This window comes from Massilia brevitalea, assembly GCF_030711405.1.
GTDB classification, from domain to species: Bacteria; Pseudomonadota; Gammaproteobacteria; order Burkholderiales; family Burkholderiaceae_D; genus Telluria; species Telluria brevitalea.
This window is the reverse complement of the sequence record NZ_JAULSI010000007.1, coordinates 122,804-146,566: the sequence shown is the minus strand read 5'-3', so window position 1 is coordinate 146,566 and position 23,763 is coordinate 122,804. Positions and strand designations below refer to the sequence as shown.

The 23,763-nt window shown below is 66.4% G+C and carries 19 protein-coding genes; 17 read left to right on the top strand and 2 right to left on the bottom strand.

The window, feature by feature from the left end:
• Window positions 1-92: 92 nt before the first annotated feature.
• Together QWL29_RS06360 and QWL29_RS06355 are read left to right on the top strand one after the other, a co-directional pair.
• The gene (locus tag QWL29_RS06360) at window positions 93-2,528 is read left to right on the top strand and encodes a penicillin-binding protein 1A (protein WP_370663671.1); all 2,436 of its coding nucleotides are present in this window, start codon (window positions 93-95) and stop codon (window positions 2,526-2,528) included.
• Between the two features lie 111 nt (window positions 2,529-2,639).
• Window positions 2,640-3,491: a transposase gene (locus QWL29_RS06355; protein WP_305822040.1), complete on the top strand. Its 852-nt coding sequence runs from the start codon at window positions 2,640-2,642 to the stop codon at window positions 3,489-3,491.
• Window positions 3,492-3,539: 48 nt separating this feature from the next.
• On the opposite strand, the gene QWL29_RS06350 is transcribed toward QWL29_RS06355, so the two are convergent.
• On the bottom strand, window positions 3,540-4,727 hold the full coding sequence (locus QWL29_RS06350) for an AMP-binding protein (RefSeq protein ID WP_305822039.1): 1,188 nt from the start codon (window positions 4,725-4,727) through the stop codon (window positions 3,540-3,542).
• Between the two features lie 231 nt (window positions 4,728-4,958).
• Here QWL29_RS06350 and QWL29_RS06345 point away from each other — a divergent pair, with 231 nt between their 5' ends.
• The 8 genes from QWL29_RS06345 (at window position 4,959) to QWL29_RS06310 (ending at window position 12,711) form a co-directional block, all read left to right on the top strand.
• A complete protein-coding gene (locus tag QWL29_RS06345) occupies window positions 4,959-5,345 on the top strand; it encodes a PAS domain-containing protein (protein WP_305822038.1) in 387 nt (128 codons plus the stop codon).
• Window positions 5,342-6,769: a sensor domain-containing diguanylate cyclase gene (locus tag QWL29_RS06340; RefSeq protein ID WP_305822037.1), complete on the top strand. Its 1,428-nt coding sequence runs from the start codon at window positions 5,342-5,344 to the stop codon at window positions 6,767-6,769. The genes QWL29_RS06345 and QWL29_RS06340 overlap by 4 nt, the downstream gene beginning before the upstream one ends.
• Window positions 6,732-8,570 (top strand): putative bifunctional diguanylate cyclase/phosphodiesterase, encoded by a 1,839-nt coding sequence (locus QWL29_RS06335; RefSeq protein ID WP_305822036.1) that lies wholly within the window; start codon window positions 6,732-6,734, stop codon window positions 8,568-8,570. The genes QWL29_RS06340 and QWL29_RS06335 overlap by 38 nt, the downstream gene beginning before the upstream one ends.
• Before the next feature lie 123 nt (window positions 8,571-8,693).
• Window positions 8,694-8,924 (top strand): hypothetical protein, encoded by a 231-nt coding sequence (locus QWL29_RS06330; protein WP_305822035.1) that lies wholly within the window; start codon window positions 8,694-8,696, stop codon window positions 8,922-8,924.
• A 107-nt stretch (window positions 8,925-9,031) separates the two neighbouring features.
• The gene (locus QWL29_RS06325) at window positions 9,032-9,304 is read left to right on the top strand and encodes a hypothetical protein (protein ID WP_305822034.1); all 273 of its coding nucleotides are present in this window, start codon (window positions 9,032-9,034) and stop codon (window positions 9,302-9,304) included.
• Between the two features lie 142 nt (window positions 9,305-9,446).
• On the top strand, window positions 9,447-10,529 hold the full coding sequence (locus QWL29_RS06320) for an HDOD domain-containing protein (protein WP_305822033.1): 1,083 nt from the start codon (window positions 9,447-9,449) through the stop codon (window positions 10,527-10,529).
• Entirely contained in the window at window positions 10,530-11,534 is a 1,005-nt protein-coding gene (locus tag QWL29_RS06315) for a 5'-nucleotidase (protein WP_305822032.1), read from the top strand.
• Between the two features lie 91 nt (window positions 11,535-11,625).
• A complete protein-coding gene (locus QWL29_RS06310) occupies window positions 11,626-12,711 on the top strand; it encodes an endonuclease/exonuclease/phosphatase family protein (protein ID WP_305822031.1) in 1,086 nt (361 codons plus the stop codon).
• A gap of 201 nt (window positions 12,712-12,912) precedes the next feature.
• Here the strand turns inward: QWL29_RS06310 and QWL29_RS06305 are convergent, their stop codons facing one another.
• On the bottom strand, window positions 12,913-13,380 hold the full coding sequence (locus QWL29_RS06305; RefSeq protein WP_229435394.1) for an Lrp/AsnC family transcriptional regulator: 468 nt from the start codon (window positions 13,378-13,380) through the stop codon (window positions 12,913-12,915).
• A gap of 232 nt (window positions 13,381-13,612) precedes the next feature.
• On the opposite strand from QWL29_RS06305, the gene QWL29_RS06300 reads away from it, so the two are divergent.
• The 7 genes from QWL29_RS06300 (at window position 13,613) to QWL29_RS06270 (ending at window position 23,761) form a co-directional block, all read left to right on the top strand.
• Window positions 13,613-14,548, top strand: coding sequence for a DMT family transporter (locus QWL29_RS06300; RefSeq protein ID WP_305822030.1), 936 nt, complete (start codon window positions 13,613-13,615; stop codon window positions 14,546-14,548).
• A 114-nt stretch (window positions 14,549-14,662) separates the two neighbouring features.
• On the top strand, window positions 14,663-18,109 hold the full coding sequence (gene mfd / locus QWL29_RS06295) for a transcription-repair coupling factor (RefSeq protein WP_305822029.1): 3,447 nt from the start codon (window positions 14,663-14,665) through the stop codon (window positions 18,107-18,109).
• An 11-nt stretch (window positions 18,110-18,120) separates the two neighbouring features.
• Window positions 18,121-18,963: a phosphoserine phosphatase SerB gene (serB, locus tag QWL29_RS06290; protein ID WP_305822028.1), complete on the top strand. Its 843-nt coding sequence runs from the start codon at window positions 18,121-18,123 to the stop codon at window positions 18,961-18,963.
• A gap of 321 nt (window positions 18,964-19,284) precedes the next feature.
• Entirely contained in the window at window positions 19,285-20,595 is a 1,311-nt protein-coding gene (locus tag QWL29_RS06285) for an SGNH/GDSL hydrolase family protein (protein ID WP_305822027.1), read from the top strand.
• A gap of 137 nt (window positions 20,596-20,732) precedes the next feature.
• Window positions 20,733-21,167 carry a hypothetical protein gene (locus tag QWL29_RS06280; RefSeq protein ID WP_305822026.1) on the top strand — a complete coding sequence of 145 codons (435 nt, stop codon included), beginning with the start codon at window positions 20,733-20,735 and terminating at the stop codon, window positions 21,165-21,167.
• Between the two features lie 295 nt (window positions 21,168-21,462).
• Window positions 21,463-22,620 carry an ABC transporter substrate-binding protein gene (locus tag QWL29_RS06275; protein WP_305822025.1) on the top strand — a complete coding sequence of 386 codons (1,158 nt, stop codon included), beginning with the start codon at window positions 21,463-21,465 and terminating at the stop codon, window positions 22,618-22,620.
• A gap of 250 nt (window positions 22,621-22,870) precedes the next feature.
• On the top strand, window positions 22,871-23,761 hold the full coding sequence (locus tag QWL29_RS06270) for a branched-chain amino acid ABC transporter permease (RefSeq protein ID WP_305822024.1): 891 nt from the start codon (window positions 22,871-22,873) through the stop codon (window positions 23,759-23,761).
• The last annotated feature ends 2 nt before the right edge of the window (window positions 23,762-23,763 follow it).

Below are 23,763 nucleotides of genomic sequence, written 5' to 3'. Positions count from 1 at the left end.
TCTGGATGTTCCGGCCAGTCTGGCGCAGGCCTGGAGCGAGACTATGGCACATGCTTGAGGCGAAAGAAAGCGGATTATAATGCGCCGACATGATGCATGAAACCGGGCCGCATCGACCGTGCGGCCATCAGCAAGCGAGAACCGTTTTGACCAAGTCCACCCGGCCCCTGCGGCCTGCTCCAAAGGGCCGCGAAGGCGGCTTCATCTTCTTCGTCCTGGCCGCGATCGTGATCTTCATCGTCGGCGTGGTGCTGTATGTATTCACCGCGATCGTGCCGAAGGTGCCGCCGATCGACGCCGTCCTCGATTACAAGCCGAAAATCCCGCTGCGCATCTACACCGCCGACAATGTGCTGATCGGCGAGTTCGGCGAAGAGCACCGCGACTTCGTGCCGATCGCGCAGATCCCGCCGATGATGAAGAACGCCGTGCTGGCCATCGAGGATGCGCGCTTCTATGAGCACGGCGGCATCGACTGGATGGGCGCCGCGCGCGCGGTCGGTTCCAACCTGCGCAGCGGCTTCGGTTCCGGCGGCGCCTCGACCATCACCATGCAGGTGGCGCGCAACTTCTTCCTGTCGAAGGAAAAGAAGCTGTCCCGCAAGATCAACGAGATCGCCCTCGCTTATAAAATCGAGGATGCGCTGACCAAGGACCAGATCCTCGAGCTGTACATGAACCAGATTTATTTGGGCCAGCGTTCCTACGGCTTTGCCAGCGCGGCGCGCGCCTACTTCGGCAAGGACCTCGACAAGCTGAGCGTGGCGGAGACCGCGATGCTGGCCGGCCTGCCGCAAAACCCGGCGCGCAACAACCCGGCCGTGAATCCGAAGCGCGCCAAGCAGCGCCAGGAACAGGTGCTGCGCCGCCTGCACGACCTCCGCCAGATCGACGACGCCCAGTATGCGAAAGCCCTGAAGGAACCGATGCGCGTGCATTCGCGTCCGCAGGAATTCGGCGCCCATGCCGAGTACGTGGCCGAACTGGCGCGCCAGGCGGTATTCGCGCAGTTCAAGGAAGAAGCCTATACGCGCGGCATCCGCGTGACCACTACCATCCGCGAAGCCGACCAGAAGTCGGCCTACGAATCGGTGCGCCGCAACGTGCTGGCCTACGACGCGCGCCACGGCTACCGCGGTCCGGAAGCGCGGATCGAGCTGCCTGTCGATCCTGAAGAACGCGAAGATGCGATCGTCGACGCGCTGCAGAAGCGTCCATCGAGCGATGGCCTGGAGCCGGCCGTGGTGCTGCAGGCTTCGTCGAAACGCGTGCAGGTCGAGACCATCGACGGCGACACCATCTCCATTACTGGCGCCGGCCTGAAGTTCGCGGCGAACGCCTTGACCGACAAGGCCAAGGAGTCGGTGCGCCTGGCGCCGGGCGCCGTGGTCCGCATCGCCAAGGCAGGGAAAGATGGCAAGGAGTGGGCGATCAGCCAGGTGCCGCAGGTGGCGGCGGCCTTTGTCGCCATCGACGCCGACACCGGCGCCTACCAGGCCCTGGTCGGCGGCTTCGACTACAACCTGCAGAAGTTCAACCACGTGACCCAGGCCTGGCGCCAGCCGGGTTCGGCGATCAAACCCTTCGTGTATTCGGCCGCGGTACAAAAGGGCTATTCGCCGGGCACCCTGATCCTCGACGAGGCGCTCGACATGCCGGGCGAGAACGCCGGCGCCACCTGGTCGCCGCAGAACGACGACAACGTCTTCAGCGGCCCAATCACGATGCGCTATTCACTGGCGCACTCGAAGAACGTGCCGACGGTGCGCCTGCTGCGCGCACTCGAAGTACCCTATACCCACGACTTCCTCGGCCGCTTTGGTTTCGACCTGGCGCGCCATCCGAAGAATCTGACGCTGGCACTCGGCACCGGCGCCGTCACGCCGCTGCAGATGGCCAGCGCCTACGCCGTGTTCGCGAACGGCGGCTTCGCGGTGAAGCCGTATCTGATTTCAAAGATCGTCGACGGCGACGGCACGGTCATCCAGGAAACCAAGCCTGCCGCCCCGCGCCAGGAAGCCGCACGCGTGCTCGACGCCCGCAACGCGTACATCACCGACAGCATGCTGCGCGACGTCACCCGCTACGGCACCGGCGCCGCCGCCACCAAGCGCCTCGGCCGACCTGACATCGCCGGCAAGACCGGCACCACCAGCGACGCCATCGACGGCTGGTTCGCCGGCTACGGCGGGAATATCGTCGCGGTGGCCTGGATGGGCTACGACGAACCGCGCTCGCTGGGCGGCCGCGAATTCGGCGCCACGCTGGCCCTGCCGATCTGGCTCGACTACATGCAGGTGGCCCTGGCCAAGCACCCGGCCCAGGAACGCCCGGAGCCGGAAGGCATCGTGCGCGAGAACGACGACTTGGTGTTTGCGGAGTTTGCCGAGCTGCCGCAGTTCCGCGGGATCGACGTCGCGCCGGAGACGACCGAGGAGAATCCGGATGGGCTGTCGGAGGATGAAGAGGTAATGCAGCCGGAGCCGGGGCCAGACCTCGCGCATCCGCTGGCCGACCCGTCGCGCTAAAACAACGGGGGTCAAGTCTGCCATCCAGACACAAGCTCTACTGTCGATGAGCGTCGTCATGGACTGAGCAAGCTCAGCGTCACCCGGCCCGCAATCCGTACCGTAGCGGGTATGACGCGACCACTTCGACTTGAATTTCCCGGCGCCCTTTACCATGTGACCGCACGTGGCAATCGGCGCAACGCCATCTACCGAGACGACGCCGACCGCCGCGCATGGCTCGATACGCTCGGGCAGGTATGCCGGCGGCACCGCTTCGTTGTCCACAGCTTGTGCCAGATGACGAACCATTTCCACCTGCTGGTGGAAACGCCGCACCCCAACCTGGGCCTGGGCATGCGCCAGCTGAATGGCGCCTATTCCCAATACTTCAATCGCCGGCACGGACTGGCGGGGCATGTACTCCAGGGGCGCTATAAGGCCATCCTGGTCCAGAAGGAAGCCTATCTGCTGGAAGTCGCGCGCTACATCGTGCTGAATCCTGTGCGTGCGAACATGGTGCATTCGCCCGACGCCTGGCCATGGAGCAGCTATCACATCCTGGCACTGTCGCATTGTCCACCACCCTGGCATGCGTGCGACTACCTGCTCAGCCAGTTCGGCAGCACGCGCCCTGCTGCGGTGGAGGCGTACCGCAGATTTGTCCTGGCGGGATATGGTCAGGACAGTCCGCTACGCGCGACGCGCTACCGCGTGCTGCTGGGCGACGACGCGTTCGTTGCAAGGCACCAGGAGTTGCAGTTGTCGGATGATCTGACGGAAACCGCAAGGATCGAACGTGCTGCCGTGGCACTGCCCCTGGCCGCATACCGGGCAAAGTATGACGACAGGAATGAAGCGATGGCCAGGGCCTACCGTGCGGCGGTCTTCACGATGCCGCAGATCGCAGCGGCATTCGGCGTATCCACACGGACAGTCAGCAGGGCGATTGCTGTGTTCGAACAGGCCAATCCCGAGGTTTAATGCAGAGCTCGTGTCACGATGGCAGACCTGACCCCAGTTGTTTTTATGTCACTCCCAGGCGTCGATGATCCAGTCGGCGAGTTTGCCCCCAGGCCCCCGCGGCAGCGAGGGGCCGAATGAGAAGGCGGCAGGCCGCTCCGGCGGCGTCAGGCGCGCGGCAACCCATGCGTCCAGCACCGGGCGCAAGTCGGCCGCTTCGCCAGCACCTGGGTGCGGCACGACGAAAGCCTTCAAGCGGCTACCTTCATCGACCCGCATCAAACGCACCTGGCACGCCAGCACGGCCGGGTGCATGGCCAGCACCTCACGCACATACGCTGGAAAGACATTGGTCCCGCCAACCTGTACCGCCTCATCGATGCGCCCTGCCGGCAGGAAGTGCAGGTCATCGCTCCAGTCGAGCCGGTCCGGCAGGGCTAAGCGCTCGGTTGTGCCGCCATCGCCCGGGCGTTCCACCCCGCCCTCGGCCCCTGCACGCCAGTACGAAAACAGCCGATACGGTTCACCCGCCCCCTCGCGCCAGCCCACGCCCGCCGTCTCCGAACTGCCATACACCTGCACCAGCCGCAGGCCGCCGTCCGCCAGCGCCCGCGCCACCTCGTCCGGGCACGGCGCGGTCGACGATACGCCCACCACATCGGCCGGAAACGCCAGGCCGAGCGCCGCCACCTGGCGCCACCAGTCCGGATGCGCCACCACCAGGTCGCCCGGCTGCACCTGCCCTGCCAGCGCCGCAGGCGACATGCCGCGCAGGTCCAGCACCGGCAGCGTCTCGTCCCCTGCGCAAGCCTGCGGCAACAGCACCGTGAACAGGAAGCCATAGATATGATGCGCCGGCACGGCACTGAGCACGCGGCGCCGTCCCGGCAGCACCTGCGCCAGCTCGTCGACCTCGCGCCACAGCCCGGCCAGGCTGTGCGTGCAGCGCTTCGGCATGCCCGAGCTGCCCGAGGTACGGAACACCAGCTGCGCATCGAAACCGGCCAGGCTGGCGCGCGCCGCAACGACCCAGTCGGCCAGCCGCGGCCGGCCCAGCAGCGCGTCCTGCATGCCGGCCTGCCCGAACTGCAGCAGGTCGCCGAGCGCCGTGGCGGCCGCCATCAGGTCGAGCGAATCGGCGCCGAGATCGGCCGCCAGGTCGATATCGACGGACCAGGGCAACGCCGGCAACGCCCGCCCCGGCCTGGCCAGCGCCAGCTCGGCCGCCGCCAGGTCGCCGACGACGCGGCGCAGCACCGATTCTTCTTGCCACCAGTTCCGACGCGGTGCACACTGCTCCATTGTTTCCATCTCGGCAATTAAAGTTGGTGATGGTGCCATCTGACCACAACATATGTCAATTCGCGGCCAACAATTGTAAAGACACTAGCGCGCACAATTGACACAATTGCTGAACACTGCCAACATCTATTTCCTAACGTCAATTTTGACAATTCTTAATGTCGGTCCATCCGGAGCCAGCCCATCATGACCATCGCCACCCCCTCCTTCGATACGCCCGGCCTGGCCAACCTGCTCGACGCGAGCAGCCAGGAGCAGCTCGACGCGCTCGAATTCGGCGTGATCGGCTTCGATGCCGAGACCATCGTGCAGCGCTACAACGCGGTGGAATCACAGGCGGCCGGTCTGTCGCCACAGCGTGTGATCGGGGAGCCGCTGTTTACCAACGTCGCACCTTGCCTGAACAATTTCCTGGTGGCCCAGCGCTTCGAGGATGCGGCCGACGAAGCCAGCGAACTCGACGATACCATCGACTACGTGCTGACCCTGCGCATGCGCCCGATCAAGGTCAAGTTGCGCCTGCTGGCAAGCGCCGGCGGCGCCAACCGCTACGTGCTGGTCCAGCGCCGGTGATACTGGCGGAAGACAGCGCCGAGCAGCTGCGCGCCGAACACGAGGCCCTGATCCAGTTCTTGTATCTGGCGCCGGTAGGACTGGTGCAGGCCAGCCTCGATGGCGAGATCGCGATGATCAACCCGATCTCGGCGCAGTTGCTGATGCCGCTCTCGCCCGACGGCTGCCTGACCAATCTGTTCGCCGCGCTGGAAGGCGTGGCGCCCGGTTTGCGCCTGCAGTGCGCGCAGTATCCGCGCGCGCAGGGCATGGTCTTCGAGGGCCTGCACATCCACCTGCGCGCCGCCGAGCAGAGCAAGCGCGCGCCGCAGATCCTCTCGCTCACGCTGCTGAAACTCGACGATGCGCGCATCATGGCCGTGATCCAGGATGTCACCGCCGAGGTGCGCCGCGAGCGCCAGCTGCGCCAGAGCGACGCCTGGCTGAACGCGATCCTGACCCGCATCAGCGACTACGCCCTGGTCTCGCTCGACCGCCTTGGGCGCATCGTCGACTGGAACGAGAGCATCGCGCGCGTCACCGGCTTCGGCGAACACGTGGTCGGCTCGCCGTATTCCGTGTTCTATCCGCCCGGCGCCATGACGCCCGAGCACCTGCTCGACCGCCTGCGCGAGGCCGACTGCAACGGCTGGAGCCTGGACGAAGGCCTGCGCCTGCGCGAGGCCGACTGCAACGGCTGGAGCCTGGACGAAGGCCTGCGCCTGCGCGCCGACGCCAGCCAGTTCTGGGCCAGCGCGCTGATCGCGCCGCTGCCGGACCGCGAAGCCTTTGGCCTCGACGAGCCGCAGGCGCCCGCCTACGCCCTGATCCTGCGCGACATCAGCGACAAGCGCGCCGCCAGCGAAAAGCGGCGCCAGGCCGCTTTCTGCGACCACCTGACCGGCCTGGCAAACCGGCGCGCCTTTTTCGAGGCCGCCGAACTGGAGCTGGACCGCGCGGCGCACACGCCGCGCCCGCTGGCCCTGGTCCTGTTCGACGCCGATTTGTTCAAGAACGTGAACGACCGCTACGGCCATCCGGCCGGCGACCGCGTGCTGGTCGACCTTGCCGAGGCCCTGCGCGACAGCTTCCGCATCGTCGACACCGTGGCGCGCCTGGGAGGCGAGGAATTCGCCGTGCTGCTCCCCTCCACCGGCGAGGAAGAAGCGCTGGCCAGTGCCGAACGCCTGCGCGCACTGGTGGCGACGCGCCTGGTGCCGAGCGACGGCGGCGAAATCGCCTACACTGTCAGCGCCGGCGTGGCGCTGCTGCTGCCCGGCGCCGAGGGACAGTGCGACAGCGCCGGCGGCATCGACGAATTGATCAGGCGCGCCGACCAGGCGCTGTACCTCGCCAAGGGCCGCGGGCGCAACTGCGTGGCCTCCTGGACTTCCGGATTGAGCGACAATGAAGACATTCCACAGCGAAGCCGCAATGCAGGTTGAAAATATCGACGCCTACGAGGCGCTGGTCCAGTTCCTCTACCGCGCTCCCATCGGGCTCGTGCAGACCGACCTCGCCGGTGCGGTCGAGATGCTCAACCCGATGGCGTCCAGCCTCTTGATGCCGCTCGCCACCGACGCCGGCCTCGACAACCTGTTCGCGGTGCTCGACAACGTGGCGCCGCAGGTAAAGCAGCTGGCCGACGCCTTCGCCGAGCCGTCGGGCGTGGTCTGCGAAGCGCTGCGCCTGCCGCTCGAACAAGCCTATACGGCGCCGGGCGCGCCCCAGGTGCTGTCGATCAGCCTCCTGAAACTCGACGCCCAGCGCCTGATGGCGGTGATCACCGACGCCACGCTGGAGATGCAGCGCGAGCAGGAAACCCTGCGCCGGCGCCTGCGCAGCGCCGCCCGCACCGATGCCCTGACGCGCCTGCCGAACCGCGCCGCCGTGCGCGAGCAGCTGGAAGCGATGCTGGCGCGCCCGCGCATCGGCGGCGGTGGCCAGTTCGCCCTGCTGTTCCTGAACTTCGACCGCTTCCGCCAGATTAACGACACCCTCGGCCAGGCCCTCGGCGACCAGTTGCTGGTGACCCTGGCCGACGAGCTGCTGGCGGCGATGGCCGAACGCGGCTGGGGCATGCCGCCCGGCGCGCGCCGCATCGACGCCGCCGCCGGCAGCGGCCACTTGGTGGCGCGCGTGGGCGGCGACGAATTCGTGGTCCTGCTCGACGGCCTGCGCCAGCGCGACGAAGCCGAGCGCGTGGCCACGCGCTTGCTCGACGCGCTGGCGAGCCAGCACATGGTGGCCGGGCGCGAGGTGGCCTGCCGCGCCAGCATCGGCGTGTTCTGGAGCGACGGGATGGACGACGAGGCAGGCAGCACGGCCGCCGACCCCGATGCCGTGATGCGCGACGCCAGCATCGCCATGGTCGAGGCCAAGCGCGCCGGCGGCGCACGCCACGTGGTGTTCGAGGCCAGCATGCGCGAACGGGCCGCGCGCCGCGCCGACATCGAGACCCAGCTGCGCACCGCGCTGGCCGAGGAGCAGCTGTTCGTGGTCTACCAGCCGGTTGTCGGCCTGAACCCGGATGGCAGCACCGACCATGCGGCCGGGGTCGAGGCGCTGGTGCGCTGGCAGCACCCGGTGCGCGGCCTGGTGCCGCCTTTCGATTTCATCGGCGTGGCCGAGGAATGCGGCCTGATCGACCAGATCGGCGACTTCGTGCTGCTGCGCGCCTGCACCGACTTCATGCGCTGGCAGCGCGAACTGGGCGCTGCCGCACCGCGCCTGGTGGCGGTGAATTTGTCGCGCGCCCAGCTGGCCCAGCCGGACTGGACCGGCAAAGTCGCCGCCATCCTGGCGCAAACAGGCATGGCGGCTGCCAGCCTGCAGCTGGAAGTGACCGAAAGCCTGGCCGCCCAGGACGAGCAGACCCAGTTACGCCTGCACGAACTGAAGGCGCTCGGCATCAAGCTCGCACTCGACGATTTCGGCACCGGCTATTCTTCGCTGTCGAGCCTGCACCTGCTGCCGGTCGACACCGTCAAGATCGACCGTTCCTTCGTCTGCAAGGCCGACACCAGCCACCACCACCAGGTGCTGATCGAGGCCACCGTCAAGGTCGCCAGCAGCCTGGGCATGAACACGGTGGCCGAAGGCATCGAGACCGAGGCCCAGGCCCGGGCGGTGCGGGCCCAGCACTGCGCCAAGGGGCAGGGTTACTTCTACAGCCGCCCCCTGCCCTCGGATGCGCTGGTGCCCTGGCTGGTGCAGCACGCCGGACCGGGCGGCCGCGCAGGGTAATTCACGATCGTCGCTCTGCCTTGACTGTCCGGCATCTCCTACACGCGTTCTCGCTGTGTTCCTATAGCAAATTGTCGAGAGCGCTCGCATGATGAAGTCCTCAAATACCAACGGAGGATCACCATGAAACGCACTTATACGAGCGTCATCCTGGCCGGCCTGATGGGCCTGGGCCTGGCCGCCTGCAGCAGCACCGACACCACCAGCTCGTCGATGGGTTCGAGCTCGACGTCCAGCATGAACAGCAGCGCGCCCGGAACCACCGGCAACTCGACCGGCGTGCAGGCCGGCGTGCCCGGCACCGCGGGCCAGCTCGACAATGCCCCGCTGAGCAACGGCAACGCCAACCGCTGATTGCGGCACACCCCGGCTAAAGCCTGGACGGGCGCTCGTCTCTCCCCATGGAAAGCAGACGCGAGTGCTCACATGATGCATGCCTCGACAACCAACGGAGAACCACCATGAAGCGCACTTCCACCAGCATTCTCCTGGCCGGCCTGATGAGCCTGGGCCTGGCCGCCTGCACTTCCACCGGCACCACCGATTCGACCGGCTCGAGCACGTCCGGCAGCATGCGCAGCGGCTCGGGCAGCAGCGTGCCCATGACCGAGTCGCCGGAAAACCCGGCGCCGAAGCCGAACGGTAACATCGGCATCAGCGGCGGCAGCAGCTCGGCCACCCCTGGCGCCACTGGCACCACTGGCACCAGCACGGCCGGCACCATCGGCCGTTGAGTTGCATGTCGCATCGCGGCGCGCCCCGGAGGCGTGCCGCAGTGCTGCGCCCCTTTGAAGCGCCGCACCCCAGCGCCGGCCCGGCAACGCGTTTTGCCGCGGCTTGGTAGAATCCGGCCTTCCCCGGCCGACACCTCCCATCATGAAGAACTGGATCGCGCGCTTGTTCGGCGCCGCGCCGCGGTCGCCGGACAGCCGCCCCGCACAGGCTGACGCCGCTGCCGGCGCCCCCGCTCCTGCCATTACGCCCGCTGCCACTCCGGTTGCGCCCTCGGCGACGCCTGCGCCGTCCGCCTCCGCCGCGTCGGCGCCAGCCCACGATCCCGGCCCAGCGCTCGACCTGGCCTTTTATCGCTGGCTGGCCGGCGCCGGCGCGGCCGCCGCAGCGGTCCCCGCACCGCCCGCCGACGCGGCCACCGAGGCCCTGGTGCTGGCCGAGCTGGCGCGCCTGGCGCAGCGGCCGGCGTATGCGGCCGAGCTGGTGCCGCGCGTGCCCTCGGTGATTCCGGAACTGCTGCGCAGCCTGCGCGACGACAGCGTCTCGGGCGCCGACATCGCGCGCATGGTGGCGCAGGACGTGGTGCTGGTGGGCGAAGTCATCCGCGAAGCAAACAGCTCGTACTACCGGCCGCCGGCCCCGGTGCGCACCATCCAGGGGGCGCTGATCCTGCTCGGGCGCAACGGCCTGCGCATGCTGCTGGCACGCGTGGCCTTCCGTCCGATCATCAGCACGCAGACCGGGCGCTTCGCGAAACAGGTGGCGCCGCAGATCTGGCGCCAGTCCGAGAAATGCGCGCTGGCGGCCAGCACGCTGGCGCCGACCACCGGCGCCGACCCGTTCGAAGCCTATCTCGCCGGCCTGGTGCAGAACGTCGGCCTCGTGGTGGCCTTCCGCCTGATCGACCAGGTCTGCGACGGCAAGGCGCTGCCGGCATCCAGCAGCGTGGTTGGGGTGCTGTTTGCGCTGGCGCGGCGCATGGCCTACGGCATCGCGCTGCACTGGGAATTCCCGGAAACCGTGGCCGGCGCCATCCTCGAAGGCAATCGGCTGGAATCCTCGGCCCTGGGCCAGGTGCTGGCCCAGGGCGACCGCCTCGCCAAGCTGCGCCTGCTCGCCGATGCCGGCGTGATTGGCGCCGACCACCCGCTGGTTGGCGCCATCCTCGGTACGCGCCTGCGGCCCTGTTATGATCAGCTGGCCGATCAACCAGGAACCGAGGATTGAATGCCCTTCCCGATAGAACAGAAACTCGTCATTGGCGTGGCTTCCAGCGCGCTGTTCGATTTGTCCGAGTCGCACCAGGTCTACCTCGAGCACGGGGCCGACGCCTACCGCGACTACCAGGAGCGGCACCTCGACACCATCCTCGGCAAGGGCGTGGCGTTTCCCTTCATCCGGCGCTTCCTGAACATCAACCGCTGTTTTCCGCAGCAGGCCCCGGTCGAGGTGGTGCTGTTTTCGCGCAATTCTCCGGAGACCGGCCTGCGCGTGATGCGCTCGATCGCCCACCATGGCCTGGACATCTCGCGCGCCGCCTTCATGAACGGCAAGCCGCCCTATCCCTACCTGCCGGCCTTTAATGCTTCGCTGTTCCTGAGCGCGAACGAGGACGACGTCAAGAACGCGATCGCCGTCGACTACCCGGCCGGGCTGGTGCTGCCGTCGAAGATCGCCGACGAGGATGGCGACCTGGAACTGCGCGTGGCCTTCGACTTCGACGGCGTACTGGCCGACGACGAATCCGAGACTGTCTTCAAGCGCAACAACGACCTCGGCGAATTCCACGCCCACGAGACCCTGCACGTGGCGCGCCCGCACAGCGTGGGGCCGCTGGCGACGCTGTTCCGCCAGCTGGCGGTGCTGCAGGGCCTGGAGGACGGGGCCGCGCGCGCCGATCCACACTACCGGCGCATCGTGCGCATCGCCATCATCACGGCGCGCAATGCGCCCTCGCACGAGCGCGTCGTCACCACGCTGAAAAGCTGGGGCGTGTCGCCCGACGAGACCTTTTTCCTGGGCGGCATGGACAAGTCGCGCGTGCTGGCCGTGTTCAAGCCGCACATCTTCTTCGACGACCAGATGTCGCACCTGCGCGCCGCACCGGGCGGCACCATCCCGATGGTGCACGTGCCGTTCGGGATCGCGAACCGGCGCCCGGCGCAGGTGCAGGATCACGATGCAGGCCAGGACGAAAGCAAAGCTGAAAGCGAAGGCGTGGCAGGCGCCTGACGTGGCGAATGGCTATGTTCGTTTCCGAACAAATGAAGCAGGCGGACACGGGCATACTGGCAGTACCGAATAACAAAAATACTGCTCCGCCATGGCCTTTCCCATCCTTGCCACCCTGGTTGTACTGATCGCGCTCGCCACCCTCGTGCCGCTCTCGCGGCGCACGACCTGGCTGGTGCGCGACCTCGATTTTCCGCGCCTGCAGATCGCCGCCGTGGCGCTGGCGGTCCTCGTCGCCCAGCTGTCCCTGCTCGACCTGCGCGACTACGAAACCGTCATCCTGCTCGCCATCACCCTTGCCTGCCTGGCCTACCAGGCCTGGTGGATCATTCCCTACACCCGGGTCTTCCCGAACGAGGTCAAGGCGGCGGTATCGGGCGACCGCGACGAGCGCCTGCGCATCCTCACCGCCAACGTGCTGGCGCCGAACCACAATGCCGAAGGCCTGCTGGCCCTGATCCGCGAGCACCGGCCCGACATCTTCGTCACCCTGGAGTCGGACGCCTGGCGGCAGCGCCATCTCGACACCCTGGAAGACGAATACTGCCATGCGATGAAATGCCCGCTCGACAATCTGTACGGCATGCATGTGTACTCGAAGTTGCCGCTGGAAGACACGGCGATCCAGTTCCTGGTCGAGGACGACATCCCCTCGATGCATGCCATGATCGTGCTGGAGTCGGGCCGCAAGGTGCGCATGCACTTCCTGCACCCGGCCCCGCCCAGCCCGACCGAGCACGAGGAATCGACCGAACGCGACGCCGAGCTGCTGGTGGTGGCGCGCAGCGTCGCCGACCTCGACACGCCGGTGGTGGTGGCCGGGGACCTGAACGACGTCGCGTGGTCGACCACCACGCGCCTGTTCCGCAAGATCAGCGGCCTGCTCGACCCGCGCATCGGGCGCGGCATGTTCAACACCTTCCACGCCGGCATTCCCCTGTTCCGCTGGCCGCTCGACCACCTGTTCCACAGCAAGCATTTCACGCTGGCGCATATCCAGCGCCTGCCGGCGTTCGGGTCGGACCACTTCCCGATGCTGGTCGAGCTGGCCTACGACCGCCGGCATGGCGCGACGCAGGAAGGGCTGGAGGCCGATGCCGAGGACGAGGCGCTGGCCGACGAGAAGATCGCCGCCGAGCCGGTGAGCGAGGCGGATGTGCATGAGCCGCAGGCGTGACGGCGGTACAGGGCCGGTCATCCGGTAACCAATCCGCCAGGCGCCGATACCGTCGCTTGTAGGGTGGGCACTCGTGCCCACGCAGTACGGCCGGTGACCCGCCGATAACCTGTCCGCCGGGCGTTCAATTTCGACGGGCGCGCGTGGTACCGCGTGGGCACAAGTGCCCACCCTACAACGTCAACAACAACTTCTACAACATCAAGGCGCCACCGACGCGGCCCGCTTCAGGCAACGCAGCGTAAACGTCGAGCGCGTATGCTTCACCCCCGGCAGCTTGTACAGCTTCTGCCGCAGGAAGCGCTCATACCCCTCGGTCCCCGACACCGCCACCTTGATCAAATAATCGTACTCGCCCGACAGCAGGTAGGCCTCCATCACCTCCGGCAAATCCGCCAGCGCATCCGAGAACGCCTGGAAGATCTCGTCGTCATGCCGGTCCACCGTCACCTCGATGATCACCGTGTCCGGCACCCCCAGCGCGCGCTGGTCGAGCACTGCCACATAGCCCTGCACGTGCCCCGATTCCTCCAGCGCCTTGACGCGGTGCCAGCACGGCGTGGGCGACAAGTTGACGGTTTCGGCCAGCTTCTGGTTGCTGATGCGCCCGTCGCGTGCGAGGGTGCGCAGTATCTTGCGGTCGATCTCGTCGAGCACGCCATCCTTCATCGCCAGGCCTCCTTTCCAAAAAAGTAAGTCACAAGATAATTCTTCTACATTTTAGCTCAAGCATAGAAGAACTTTCACAACCCTCGGCCAATCTCCATCGGATACGAAAGAATATTTTTTGTGCGGCGCAGTAAAATCGATGTCTCCCAGTCAAACATATCAATTTGCTGCCGTGGCGCTTGTCGATACAAGTGCGTTTACGGCAGCGCAGCAATCGAATTTCGGAGTTTTCGTGACAGAAGCAGTTTCCCGCAGCGCCCTAGGCTACCGTAACGATCCTTTCGCTGGCGAACTGCCGCTCATGTTCATCGCGCCCGCCCTGTTTGCCGCCAACCTGGTGGTGGCGCGCTGGGCCGAGAGCGCGGCGATTCCGCCGGTCTTCCTCGCCTTTGGCCGCTGGGCCCTCGCTTTTGCCATTCTGATGCCGACCGTCGGCCCGCGCCTGTGGGCGCTGCGCGGCACACTGCTGGCCAACTGGCCGCGCCTGCTGCTGCTGTCGGGCCTGGGCATGGGCATGGCGGTCGCCCCGCAATACATCGGCGCACGCCATACCAGCGCGGCCAACATCGCGATCATCTTCGCGGCCTGCCCGGCGGTGGTGACCCTGATCGAAACCCTGGTATGGAAGGCGCCGCTGTCCAAGCGCCAGGCCGCCGGCATGCTGCTGGCGATCGGCGGCGCGCTGCTGGTGCTGTCCAAGGGCCATCCCGAGGCGCTCGGTTCGCTCAGCTTTGGCCAGGGCGACTTGTGGGTGATCGCGGCCGCCAGCGGCTGGGCCCTGTACACCGTGTTCGGGCGCCGCCTGCCGCTGCCGCCGATGCCGGCCACCGTCAAGCTGGCCAGCCTGATCGGCGGCGGTGCGCTGGTGCTGGCGCCGTTCGCGGCGCTCGAAGCCTGGACCGGCACGACGCCGAACTTCGGCGACGGCCGCCTCTACATCGCACTGGCCTTCCTGGCCGTGGTGCCGAGCCTGGGCGCCTATTTCTGCTTCGACCGCCTGGTGAGCATGGCCGGCCCGGCACGCGCCAGCATGTCGCTTTACCTGATCCCGCTGTTCGCCACCCTGGCCGCCTGGCCTCTGCTGGGCGAGGCGCCGCAGTCCTACCACGCGGCCGGCTTCGGCCTGATCCTGGCGGGGCTGGTGGTCTCGAACATGCGCCGGCGCTGATCGGGAGGCCGTCCTGGCGGGCTGCCCTCGCGTGCGGGGCGAAATGATGGTCGTTCGTCTATAATGAGCAGCCCATCGGCCCCCGATTTTTCTCCAGCGAGAAGCACCGCCTGCATGCCTTTCGATCTCAACAAACATCTCCCCAAAGCGGGTAACCGTTTCGTCCTGCCGGCCCTCGCCGGTTCCTCCGACGCCTATGCCCTGGCCATTGCCGGCCTCGCATTCAAGGCGCAAAAACAGATGCTCACCGTCATCGTGGCGAACGCCAGCGACGGCCAGCGCCTGCTCGACGAAATCGCCTGGTTCGCCGACGGCAAACTGTCCTGCCACCTGCTGCCGGACTGGGAGACGCTGCCCTACGACGCCTTCTCGCCGCACCAGGACCTGGTGTCCGAGCGCCTGGCGACGCTGCACGAGATCGGCAACGGCCACTGCAACGTGCTGGTGGTGCCGGCCACCACGGCCCTGGTGCGCCTTGCGCCGCCGTCCTTCCTGGCTGCCTACACCTTCTTCTTCCGCCAGGGCGAGAACCTGGACGAAGCCAAGCTGAAATCCCAGCTGACCCTGGCCGGCTACACCCACGTGTCGCAGGTGATGTCGCCCGGCGAATACTCGGTGCGCGGCGGCCTGATCGATTTGTTCCCGATGGGCTCGGCCCTGCCCTACCGCCTGGACTTGTTCGGCGACGAGATCGAGACCATCCGCACGTTTGACGCCGACACCCAGCGCTCGCTGTACCCGGTGCGCGAAGTGCGCCTGCTGCCGGGTCGCGAATTCCCGATGGACGAAGCGGCGAGGACAAGCTTCCGCGGCCGCTGGCGCGAGCGTTTCGAGGGCGACCCGTCGCGTTCGCCCATCTACAAGGACATCGGCAGCGGCATCGCCTCGGCCGGCATCGAATACTATTTGCCGCTGTTCTTCGAAGAGACGGCCACCCTGTTCGACTACCTGCCGAAGGATGGCCCGCTGGCCATGGTGGGCGACATCGACGCCGCCATCGGGCGCTTCTGGCTTGACACCGAATCGCGCTACCGCTTCCTGAAAAGCGACCGCGAACGCCCGATCCTGGAACCCGCCGAACTCTTTCTCGGCGCCGAGCAGTTCTTCACCTGCGCCAAGCCGCATGGGCGCTGGAACATCCCGCGCGAGCCGCAAACCACAAGCTCCGAGCTGTCGGCGCCGGTGCCCGACATCGCCGTGAATCGCCGCCTGGAAGACCCGCTGGCGAACCTGCGCGCCTATCTCGCACGCACGAACTGCCGCGTGATGATCTGCGCCGAATCGAACGGCCGCCGCGAAACCCTGCAGCAGTACTTCAACGAGTACAAGCTGGACGTGGCGCCGGTCGAAGGCTTCGAAGGCTTCCGCGCATCGAGTGCCAAACTGGCGCTGGGCGTGGCGCCGCTGCAGGCTGGCTTCGAGCTGTTCGAAGATGCGAGCGGCTGCATTGCCTTCATCACCGAGACCGAACTGTACGCGGGCTCGGGCCGGCGCGCCGGCAAGAAGAAGCAGGAAGCGACCAGCCAGGTCGAGTCCATGGTGCGCGATTTGTCGGAGCTGAAGATCAACGATCCGGTGGTGCACATCAACCACGGCATCGGCCGCTACATGGGCCTGACGTCGATGGACCTGGGCGAAGGCGAGACCGAGTTCCTGCACCTGGAATATGCGAAGGACACCAAGCTGTATGTGCCGGTGTCGCAGCTGCACGTGATTTCGCGCTACTCCGGCACCTCGCCCGAAGATGCGCCGCTGCACTCGCTCGGTTCCGGCCAGTGGGACAAGGCCAAGCGCAAGGCCGCCGAACAGATCCGCGACACCGCCGCCGAGCTGCTGAACCTGTACGCGCGCCGCGCCGCGCGCCAGGGTCACTCCTTCGAGTATTCCAGCACCGACTACGAGAACTTCGCGCAGAGCTTCGGTTTCGACGAAACGCCGGATCAGGCTGAGGCCATCATCAACGTGATCAAGGACATGACCTCGGGCCGCCCGATGGACCGCCTGGTGTGCGGCGACGTCGGCTTCGGCAAGACCGAAGTAGCCCTGCGCGCCGCCTTCATCGCCGTCATGGGCGGCAAGCAGGTGGCCATTCTCGCCCCGACCACGCTGCTGGCCGAGCAGCACGCGCAAACCTTTGCCGACCGCTTCGCCGACTGGCCAGTGCGAATCGCCGAGCTGTCGCGCTTCCGCACCGGCAAGGAGATCAACAACGCGATCAAGGGCATGGCCGACGGTACCCTCGACATCGTGATCGGCACCCATAAACTGCTGTCGCCGGACGTGAAGTTCACGCGTCTCGGTCTCGTCATCATCGACGAGGAACACCGCTTCGGCGTACGCCAGAAGGAAGCGCTGAAGGCCCTGCGCGCCGAGGTCGACGTGCTCACGCTCACGGCAACTCCCATACCGAGGACACTCGGTATGGCCTTGGAGGGCCTGCGCGACTTTTCCATCATCGCCACCGCGCCGCAAAAGCGCCTGGCGATCAAAACGTTTGTCCGCAGCGAAGACGGTTCCGTGATCCGCGAGGCCTGCCTGCGCGAGCTGAAACGCGGCGGCCAGATCTACTTCCTGCACAACGAAGTCGAGACCATCGAGAACCGCCATGCGATGCTGCGCGAGCTGCTGCCGGAGGCGCGCATCGGCATCGCCCACGGCCAGATGCACGAGCGCGACCTGGAAAAGGTGATGCGCGACTTCGTGGCCCAGCGCTTCAACATTTTGCTGTGCACGACCATCATCGAGACCGGCATCGACGTGCCGACCGCGAACACCATCATCATGCACCGCGCCGACAAGTTCGGCCTGGCCCAGCTGCACCAGTTGCGCGGGCGCGTGGGCCGCTCGCACCACCAGGCCTATGCCTATCTGCTGGTGAACGACGTGCAAAGCCTGACCAAGCAGGCGCAGCGCCGCCTGGACGCGATCCAGCAGATGGAAGAACTGGGCAGCGGCTTCTACCTCGCCATGCACGACCTGGAAATCCGCGGCGCCGGCGAAGTGCTGGGCGAGAACCAGTCCGGCGAAATGCTGGAGATCGGGTTCCAGCTGTACTCCGACATGCTGAACGAGGCCGTGCGCTCGCTGAAAGCCGGCAAGGAGCCGGACCTGGCCGCGCCGCTGTCGACCACCACCGAGATCAATCTGCACTGCCCGGCCCTGCTGCCGGCCGACTTCTGCGGCGACGTGCACGAGCGCCTGTCGATCTACAAACGCCTGGCCAATTGCGAAAGCCAGGGCAAGATCGACGACATGCAGGAAGAGCTGATCGACCGCTTCGGCAAACTGCCGGAACAGGTAAAGGCGCTGATCGAGACCCACCGCCTGCGCATCGCCGCCAAGACGGTCGGCATCGTCAAGATCGACGCCCACGGCGAAGCGGCCAGTTTGCAGTTCATGGAAAAGCCGCCGATCGACCCGATCAAGATCATCACGCTGATCCAGAAGAACCGCCACATCAAGCTCGCCGGCCAGGACAAGCTGCGCATTACCGCCGCCATGCCGGACCTGGCAACGCGCGTGACGCAGGTGAAGCAAACCATCAAACAACTGCTGGCATAAGAAACATGACGATGAATCTGGTATTGCAAGGGCCTGGCGCCGCGCAGGCCTTGTTGACGGACGTTGCCGCCCTGGCGCGTCCGGCACGGTCCGCGGCGATCTCGGAGCACGCGCTGCGCTTCGAAGACGTGGATGCCTCGCCTGACGTGCGCGACCGGGTGGCCGCAGCGGCCTATGCGGCCGGCGTGGACGCTACCTTCATCGCAGCCGGCCGCACGCTCGCCGACTTCAGGCTGGTGGTGATGGACATGGACTCGACCCTGATCACCATCGAGTGCATCGACGAGATCGCGGACATGCAGGGCCTGAAGGCCCAGGTGTCCGAGATCACCGAGGCGGCGATGCGCGGCGAGCTCGATTTCGCGGCCAGCCTGACGCGGCGCGTGGCCCTGCTGGAAGGGCTGGACGCATCGGCATTGGTGCGTGTGTACGCGGAACGCCTGCGCATCTCGATGGGCGGCGAAGCGATGCTGACGGCGGTGCAGGCGGCGGGATTGAAAACCTTGCTGGTGTCGGGCGGGTTCACCTTTTTTACCGAGCGGCTGCAACAGCGCCTGGGGCTCGATTACGCGCATGCGAATGTGCTGGAAATCGAGAACGGACGCCTGACGGGGCGCGTGGTCGGCGGTATCGTCGACGCCGAGGAAAAGCGGCGCACCGTGGAACGCGTGTGCGCGGAGCTCGGCATTCCGGCCTCGCAGGCCATTGTCATGGGCGACGGCGCCAACGACCTCAGGATGATGGGCATTGCCGGCCTGTCGGTGGCCTTCCGCGCCAAGCCGGTGGTGCGTGCCCAGGCCGACGTGGCGCTCAACTTCAGCGGGCTGGACGGTATCCTCAAGGTACTGGCCTGATCGCAGCGGCTCACCGCGTGGGCACGGGGCGCCCACCCTACTTATGCATGGGCTGTCAGCTTCGGATATTGTAGGGTGGGCCGGGCCGCGCTGGGCGCCCCGTGCCCACGCGTCAACTACGCCCGAAATATCGCTCAAATTCTTTGCGCCCTGCAACGAATTACCATACCGCAAGTCCAATCCAAACACTCCCTGCGCCAGCGCAAACTCCCTGCCGGGCTTCTCTTGAGTCGCCCATACCGGAGGCATAAATTGGACACATCGGCCACCGCCCGCACGCCGTGCTTTCCGGTGCCGCAAATTGTCCATGGAGCCTAAGGTATGCACGAGCTTTCGCCTGTCCCACCCAGCGGGCGCAGCGCCCGCCCGGCGCGCCGCAATTTCCTGCGCGCCGGTCCACTGCTGGCCGCCAGCCTCGCCGTGCCGGCCCTGCCGGCGCACGCACAAAGCGGCGCCGGCGAGCACTGGAGCGCCACCTGGGGCGCCGCCCCGGCCGGCCCGCCACCGAGCGCCAGCACGCAGAGCTTCACCAGCCAGACCCTGCGCCTGGTCGTGCATACCAGCATCGGCGGCAACCGCGTGCGCGTGCGCTTTTCCAACGAAATGGGCGGCACCCCGCTGCGCATCGGCGCCGCCAGCATCGCCGTGCGCTCGTCCAGCTCGGCCGTGCTGCAATCCACGCTGCGCCCGCTCGCCTTTGGCGGCCAGTCGGCCATCACCATCCCGGCCGGCGCCCCGGCGCTGTCCGACCCGGTCGAGCTCAGCGTGCCGGCCCAGGCCGACCTCGCGATCAGCCTCTACCTGCCGGGCAGCGTCCAGGCCACCACCCTGCACGACATGGCGCTCACCAGCAGCTACCTGTCGCCGGCCGGCGACTACACGTCGTCGATCGCGATGCCGGTATCGCGCACCATCACCTCCTGGCCCTTCCTCACCGAAGTCGACGTCGACGGGCCCGCCTCCACCCTGGTCGCCATCGGCGACTCGCTCACCGACGGCGCGCGCAGCACCGGCAACGTCAACCGGCGCTGGCCCGACTACCTCGTGCGACGGCTGCAGGGTTCGCTCGGCGCCGGCGGGCGCATCGGCGTGGTGAACCGCGGCATCAGCGCCAATTTGCTGCTGAACGACTACGCCACCGCCCTGGTCGCCGGCCACGACGTGCTGGAGCGCTTCGACCGCGACGTGCTGGCCACCGCCGGCGTGCGCTACCTGGCGCTGCTCATCGGCATCAACGACATCAGCTACAGCCCCAGTTCGAACCCGATTCCGGCGGCCGACCTGATTGCCGGCTACCGCCAGGTGATCGCGCGCGCCCATGCGCACGGCATCAGCGTCATCGGCGCCACCCTGCCGCCCTGGGAAGGCTTCGTCTACTACACGCCGGCGCGCGAGGCGGTACGGCGCGCGGCCAACAGCTGGATCCGCAACAGCGGCGAGTTCGACGCCGTGGCCGACATCGAGGCCGCACTGCGCGACCCGCAAGACCCGGCGCGCATCCTGCCCGCCTACGACAGCAGCGACCACCTGCATCCGAACGATGCCGGCTACCAGGCAATAGCGAGCGCGTTCCCGCTGGCGCCGTTCGTGGCGGCGACCACGCCGCCGCTGGATTTCCTGAACCGCTACTGACCAGGACCCGAGCCCACCGGAAAGCGCGGCGTCTTTGCCGACCGAAGGTTTCCGGTGCCCCCTACACTGTAACAAGCTGTAATTCCGCGCCAAAATGTACGCCGACAAACTATCATGGCGTCATCAGGAGGACCGCCATGAAAAAATTCATCGTCATTTCTGCCGCCCTCGCGGCACTCACCGGTTGCGCCACCCAATATCCGGGGCCAGCCAACTACGGCACGCGCGGCTATGCGCAGGCTGCGGATCCGAACGGCTGGCAAACGGTATCGGTCACCCCGGTGCCAATGGGCACGGGCGCACGCTCGGGCGACGCCGGCGTCGTCACCAGCTCACCGGTCGTCGTCAATCCGGCGCCGGACAACGTCGTCTATTCGTCGCAGCCGGTGTATGCGCCGCAGCCGGTCTACGGTGCACCCGTCTATGGGGCGCCTGTCTACGGCGCGCCGGTCATCGTGCAGGACCCGTACTGGTATCCGCCGGTGTCGATCGGGCTGGGCTTCAACTTCGGCCGCAGCTGGGGTGGTGGCCATCGCCACTACGCGCCACGGCCACGGTTCCACCGTCGCTGACGCACGCGGCGCACCGCCCGGCGTCGCGCGTTTCACTGCGCCACGCCGTACCGATGCACCAAAACAGGGAGGCCGCACACCACGTGCGGCCTTTTTTTTGCGCAGCAGAATACGCCCCTTCCCTTACCGATTTCTTACGTCCGAGTATTCCGTTTGCATGGTGCGACGCGTCACAGCAATCGATTGCTGTTGGCCAATTGCTAACCTACAATGATCCGTCGATGGCGCTGTGGCAGTGCCTTTCTGTCCGGTTTCCAGCGTACCGAAACACCTAATAAACACTACGGAGACAGCAATGAATTTCAAGATGAAAGCATTGGTTGCAGGTGTAGCACTGGGTTTCTCGATGTCGGCCATGGCGGCGGACCCGATCAAGATCGGCGTCACCGGCCCGTTCACCGGCGGCTCGGCGCCGATGGGCGTGTCGATGCGCGACGGCGTCAAGCTGGCGGTACAGGAAATCAATGCCAAGGGCGGCGTGCTGGGTCGCCAGCTGCAGATGGTCGAGCGCGACGACGAAGCCAAGCCGGAACGCGGCGTGCAGATTGCACAGGAGCTGATCAACAAGGAGCGCGTGGCCGCCACCGTCGGCTACATCAACACGACAGTCGCCCTGGCCTCGCAGCGCTTCTACCAGAACGCCAAGATCCCGGTCATGAACAACGTCGCCACCGGCTCCGTCATCACCAAGCAGTTCGCCAACACGCCCGAGAACTACGTCTTCCGAAATTCCGCCAACGACACCATCCAGTCGGCGATGATCGTCGAGGAAGCCGTGACCCGCCGCGGCTTCAAGAAGATCGCGATCCTGGCCGACTCCACCAGCTACGGCCAGCTCGGCCGCGAAGACCTGGAAAAGGCACTGGAAAAGAAAGGCATCAAGGCCGTCACGATCGAGAAATACAACCTGAAGGACGTCGACATGACGCCGCAGCTGCTGAAGGCCAAGCAGGCCGGCGCCGACGTCGTGCTCACCTACGGCATCGGCCCCGAGCTGGCGCAAATTGCCAACGGCATGGAAAAGCTGAACTGGAAAGTGCCGATGATTGGCAGCTGGACTCTGGCCATGGCCAACTTCATCGACAACGCCGGCAAGAACGCGGAAGGCACGCGCATGCCGCAAACCTTCATCCAGGACGCCGACAACCCGCGCCGCAAGTCCTTCATCGACGCCTATACCAAGGCCTACAGCCCGCCGAACGGCCGCATGCCGTCGGCCGTGTCGGCAGCCCAGGGCTACGATTCCATCTACCTGCTGGCCGCCGCCATGAAACAGGCCGGCAGCACCGAAGGCCCGAAGGTCAAGGCCGCGCTGGAAAACCTGAACGAAAAGGTCGAAGGCGTGGTCACCACCTATAACAAGCCCTACAGCAAAGACGACCACGAAGCCATCAACTTCGAGAACACCCGCTTCGGCGAAGTGCGTGGCGGGCGGGTTGTGCTGGCTAAGTAAGCGCTTTACGTAACGCTGCACATACGCTGCATCTTGTTGTGACACGGCCGGCTCCTGCCAAAGGAGCCGGCCGCGGGCGCATCCATCCGCCCAGTCATTCGTAATCGTCGGCCGGCGGCGCACACGCTGCCACCAGAGCTTGTGAAAAAATCGTCAGTGCAAGGCGCCGAGTCGAAGACAGTACGAGCGTACGGCGAGACGAGGCAACGCAGCCATGGCGATTTTTGCACGACCTCTTAGGGTGAACATCATGGAAATTCTTCTGCAGCTGGTCTTCAGCGGGATTGCACTCGGCATGATCTATGCCGTCATCGCATTCGGCTACCAATTAACCTTTGCCACCTCCGGCACGCTGAACTTCGGCCAGGGCGAAGCCCTGATGCTCGGCGCCCTGGTCGGCCTCAGCCTGACCGGCGGCGTGCACGGCGGCCCCTACCTCAGCTACTGGGTCATGATCCCGGTCGTCATCCTGTTCGGCGCCTTCCAGGGCGCCTTTGTCGAGTGGATCGGCGTGCGCCCGGCGATCAAGCTGAAATCGGAATTCGGCTGGATCATGTCGACCATCGCGCTGGCCATCATCTTCAAAAACATCGCCGAAAACATCTGGGGCAAGGAAGACATGCCCTTCCCCTCGCCGCTCGACTCGACCCCGTTCCAGGTGATGGGCGCGAACGTGCAGCCGATGCAGGTGGCGGTGATCGTCGGCGCTTTACTCATCATGCTGGCGGTGGAACTCTTTAACCGCAAGTCGATCTACGGCAAGGCCGTGGTCGCCACCTCGAACGACCGCGACGCCGCCGGCCTGATGGGCATCAACACCGGCCGCGTGATCACTTTCTCGTACGCGCTGTCCTCGGCTACGGCGGCGTTCGCCGGCGTGCTGGTGGCCCCGGTCACCCTCACCGGCGCCACCATGGGCGCCTCGCTCGGCCTGAAGGCATTCGCTGTCGCCATCATCGGCGGCCTGACCTCGGGCGTGGGCGCCATCGTCGGCGGGCTGATCATGGGCATTTCGGAAACCACGGCCGGCTACTACATCTCGACCGGCTACAAGGACGTGCCGGCCCTGCTGCTGCTGCTGCTGGTGCTGGCCATCAAGCCGTCCGGTTTGTTCGGCAAAGCCGCCATCAAGAAGGTCTGACC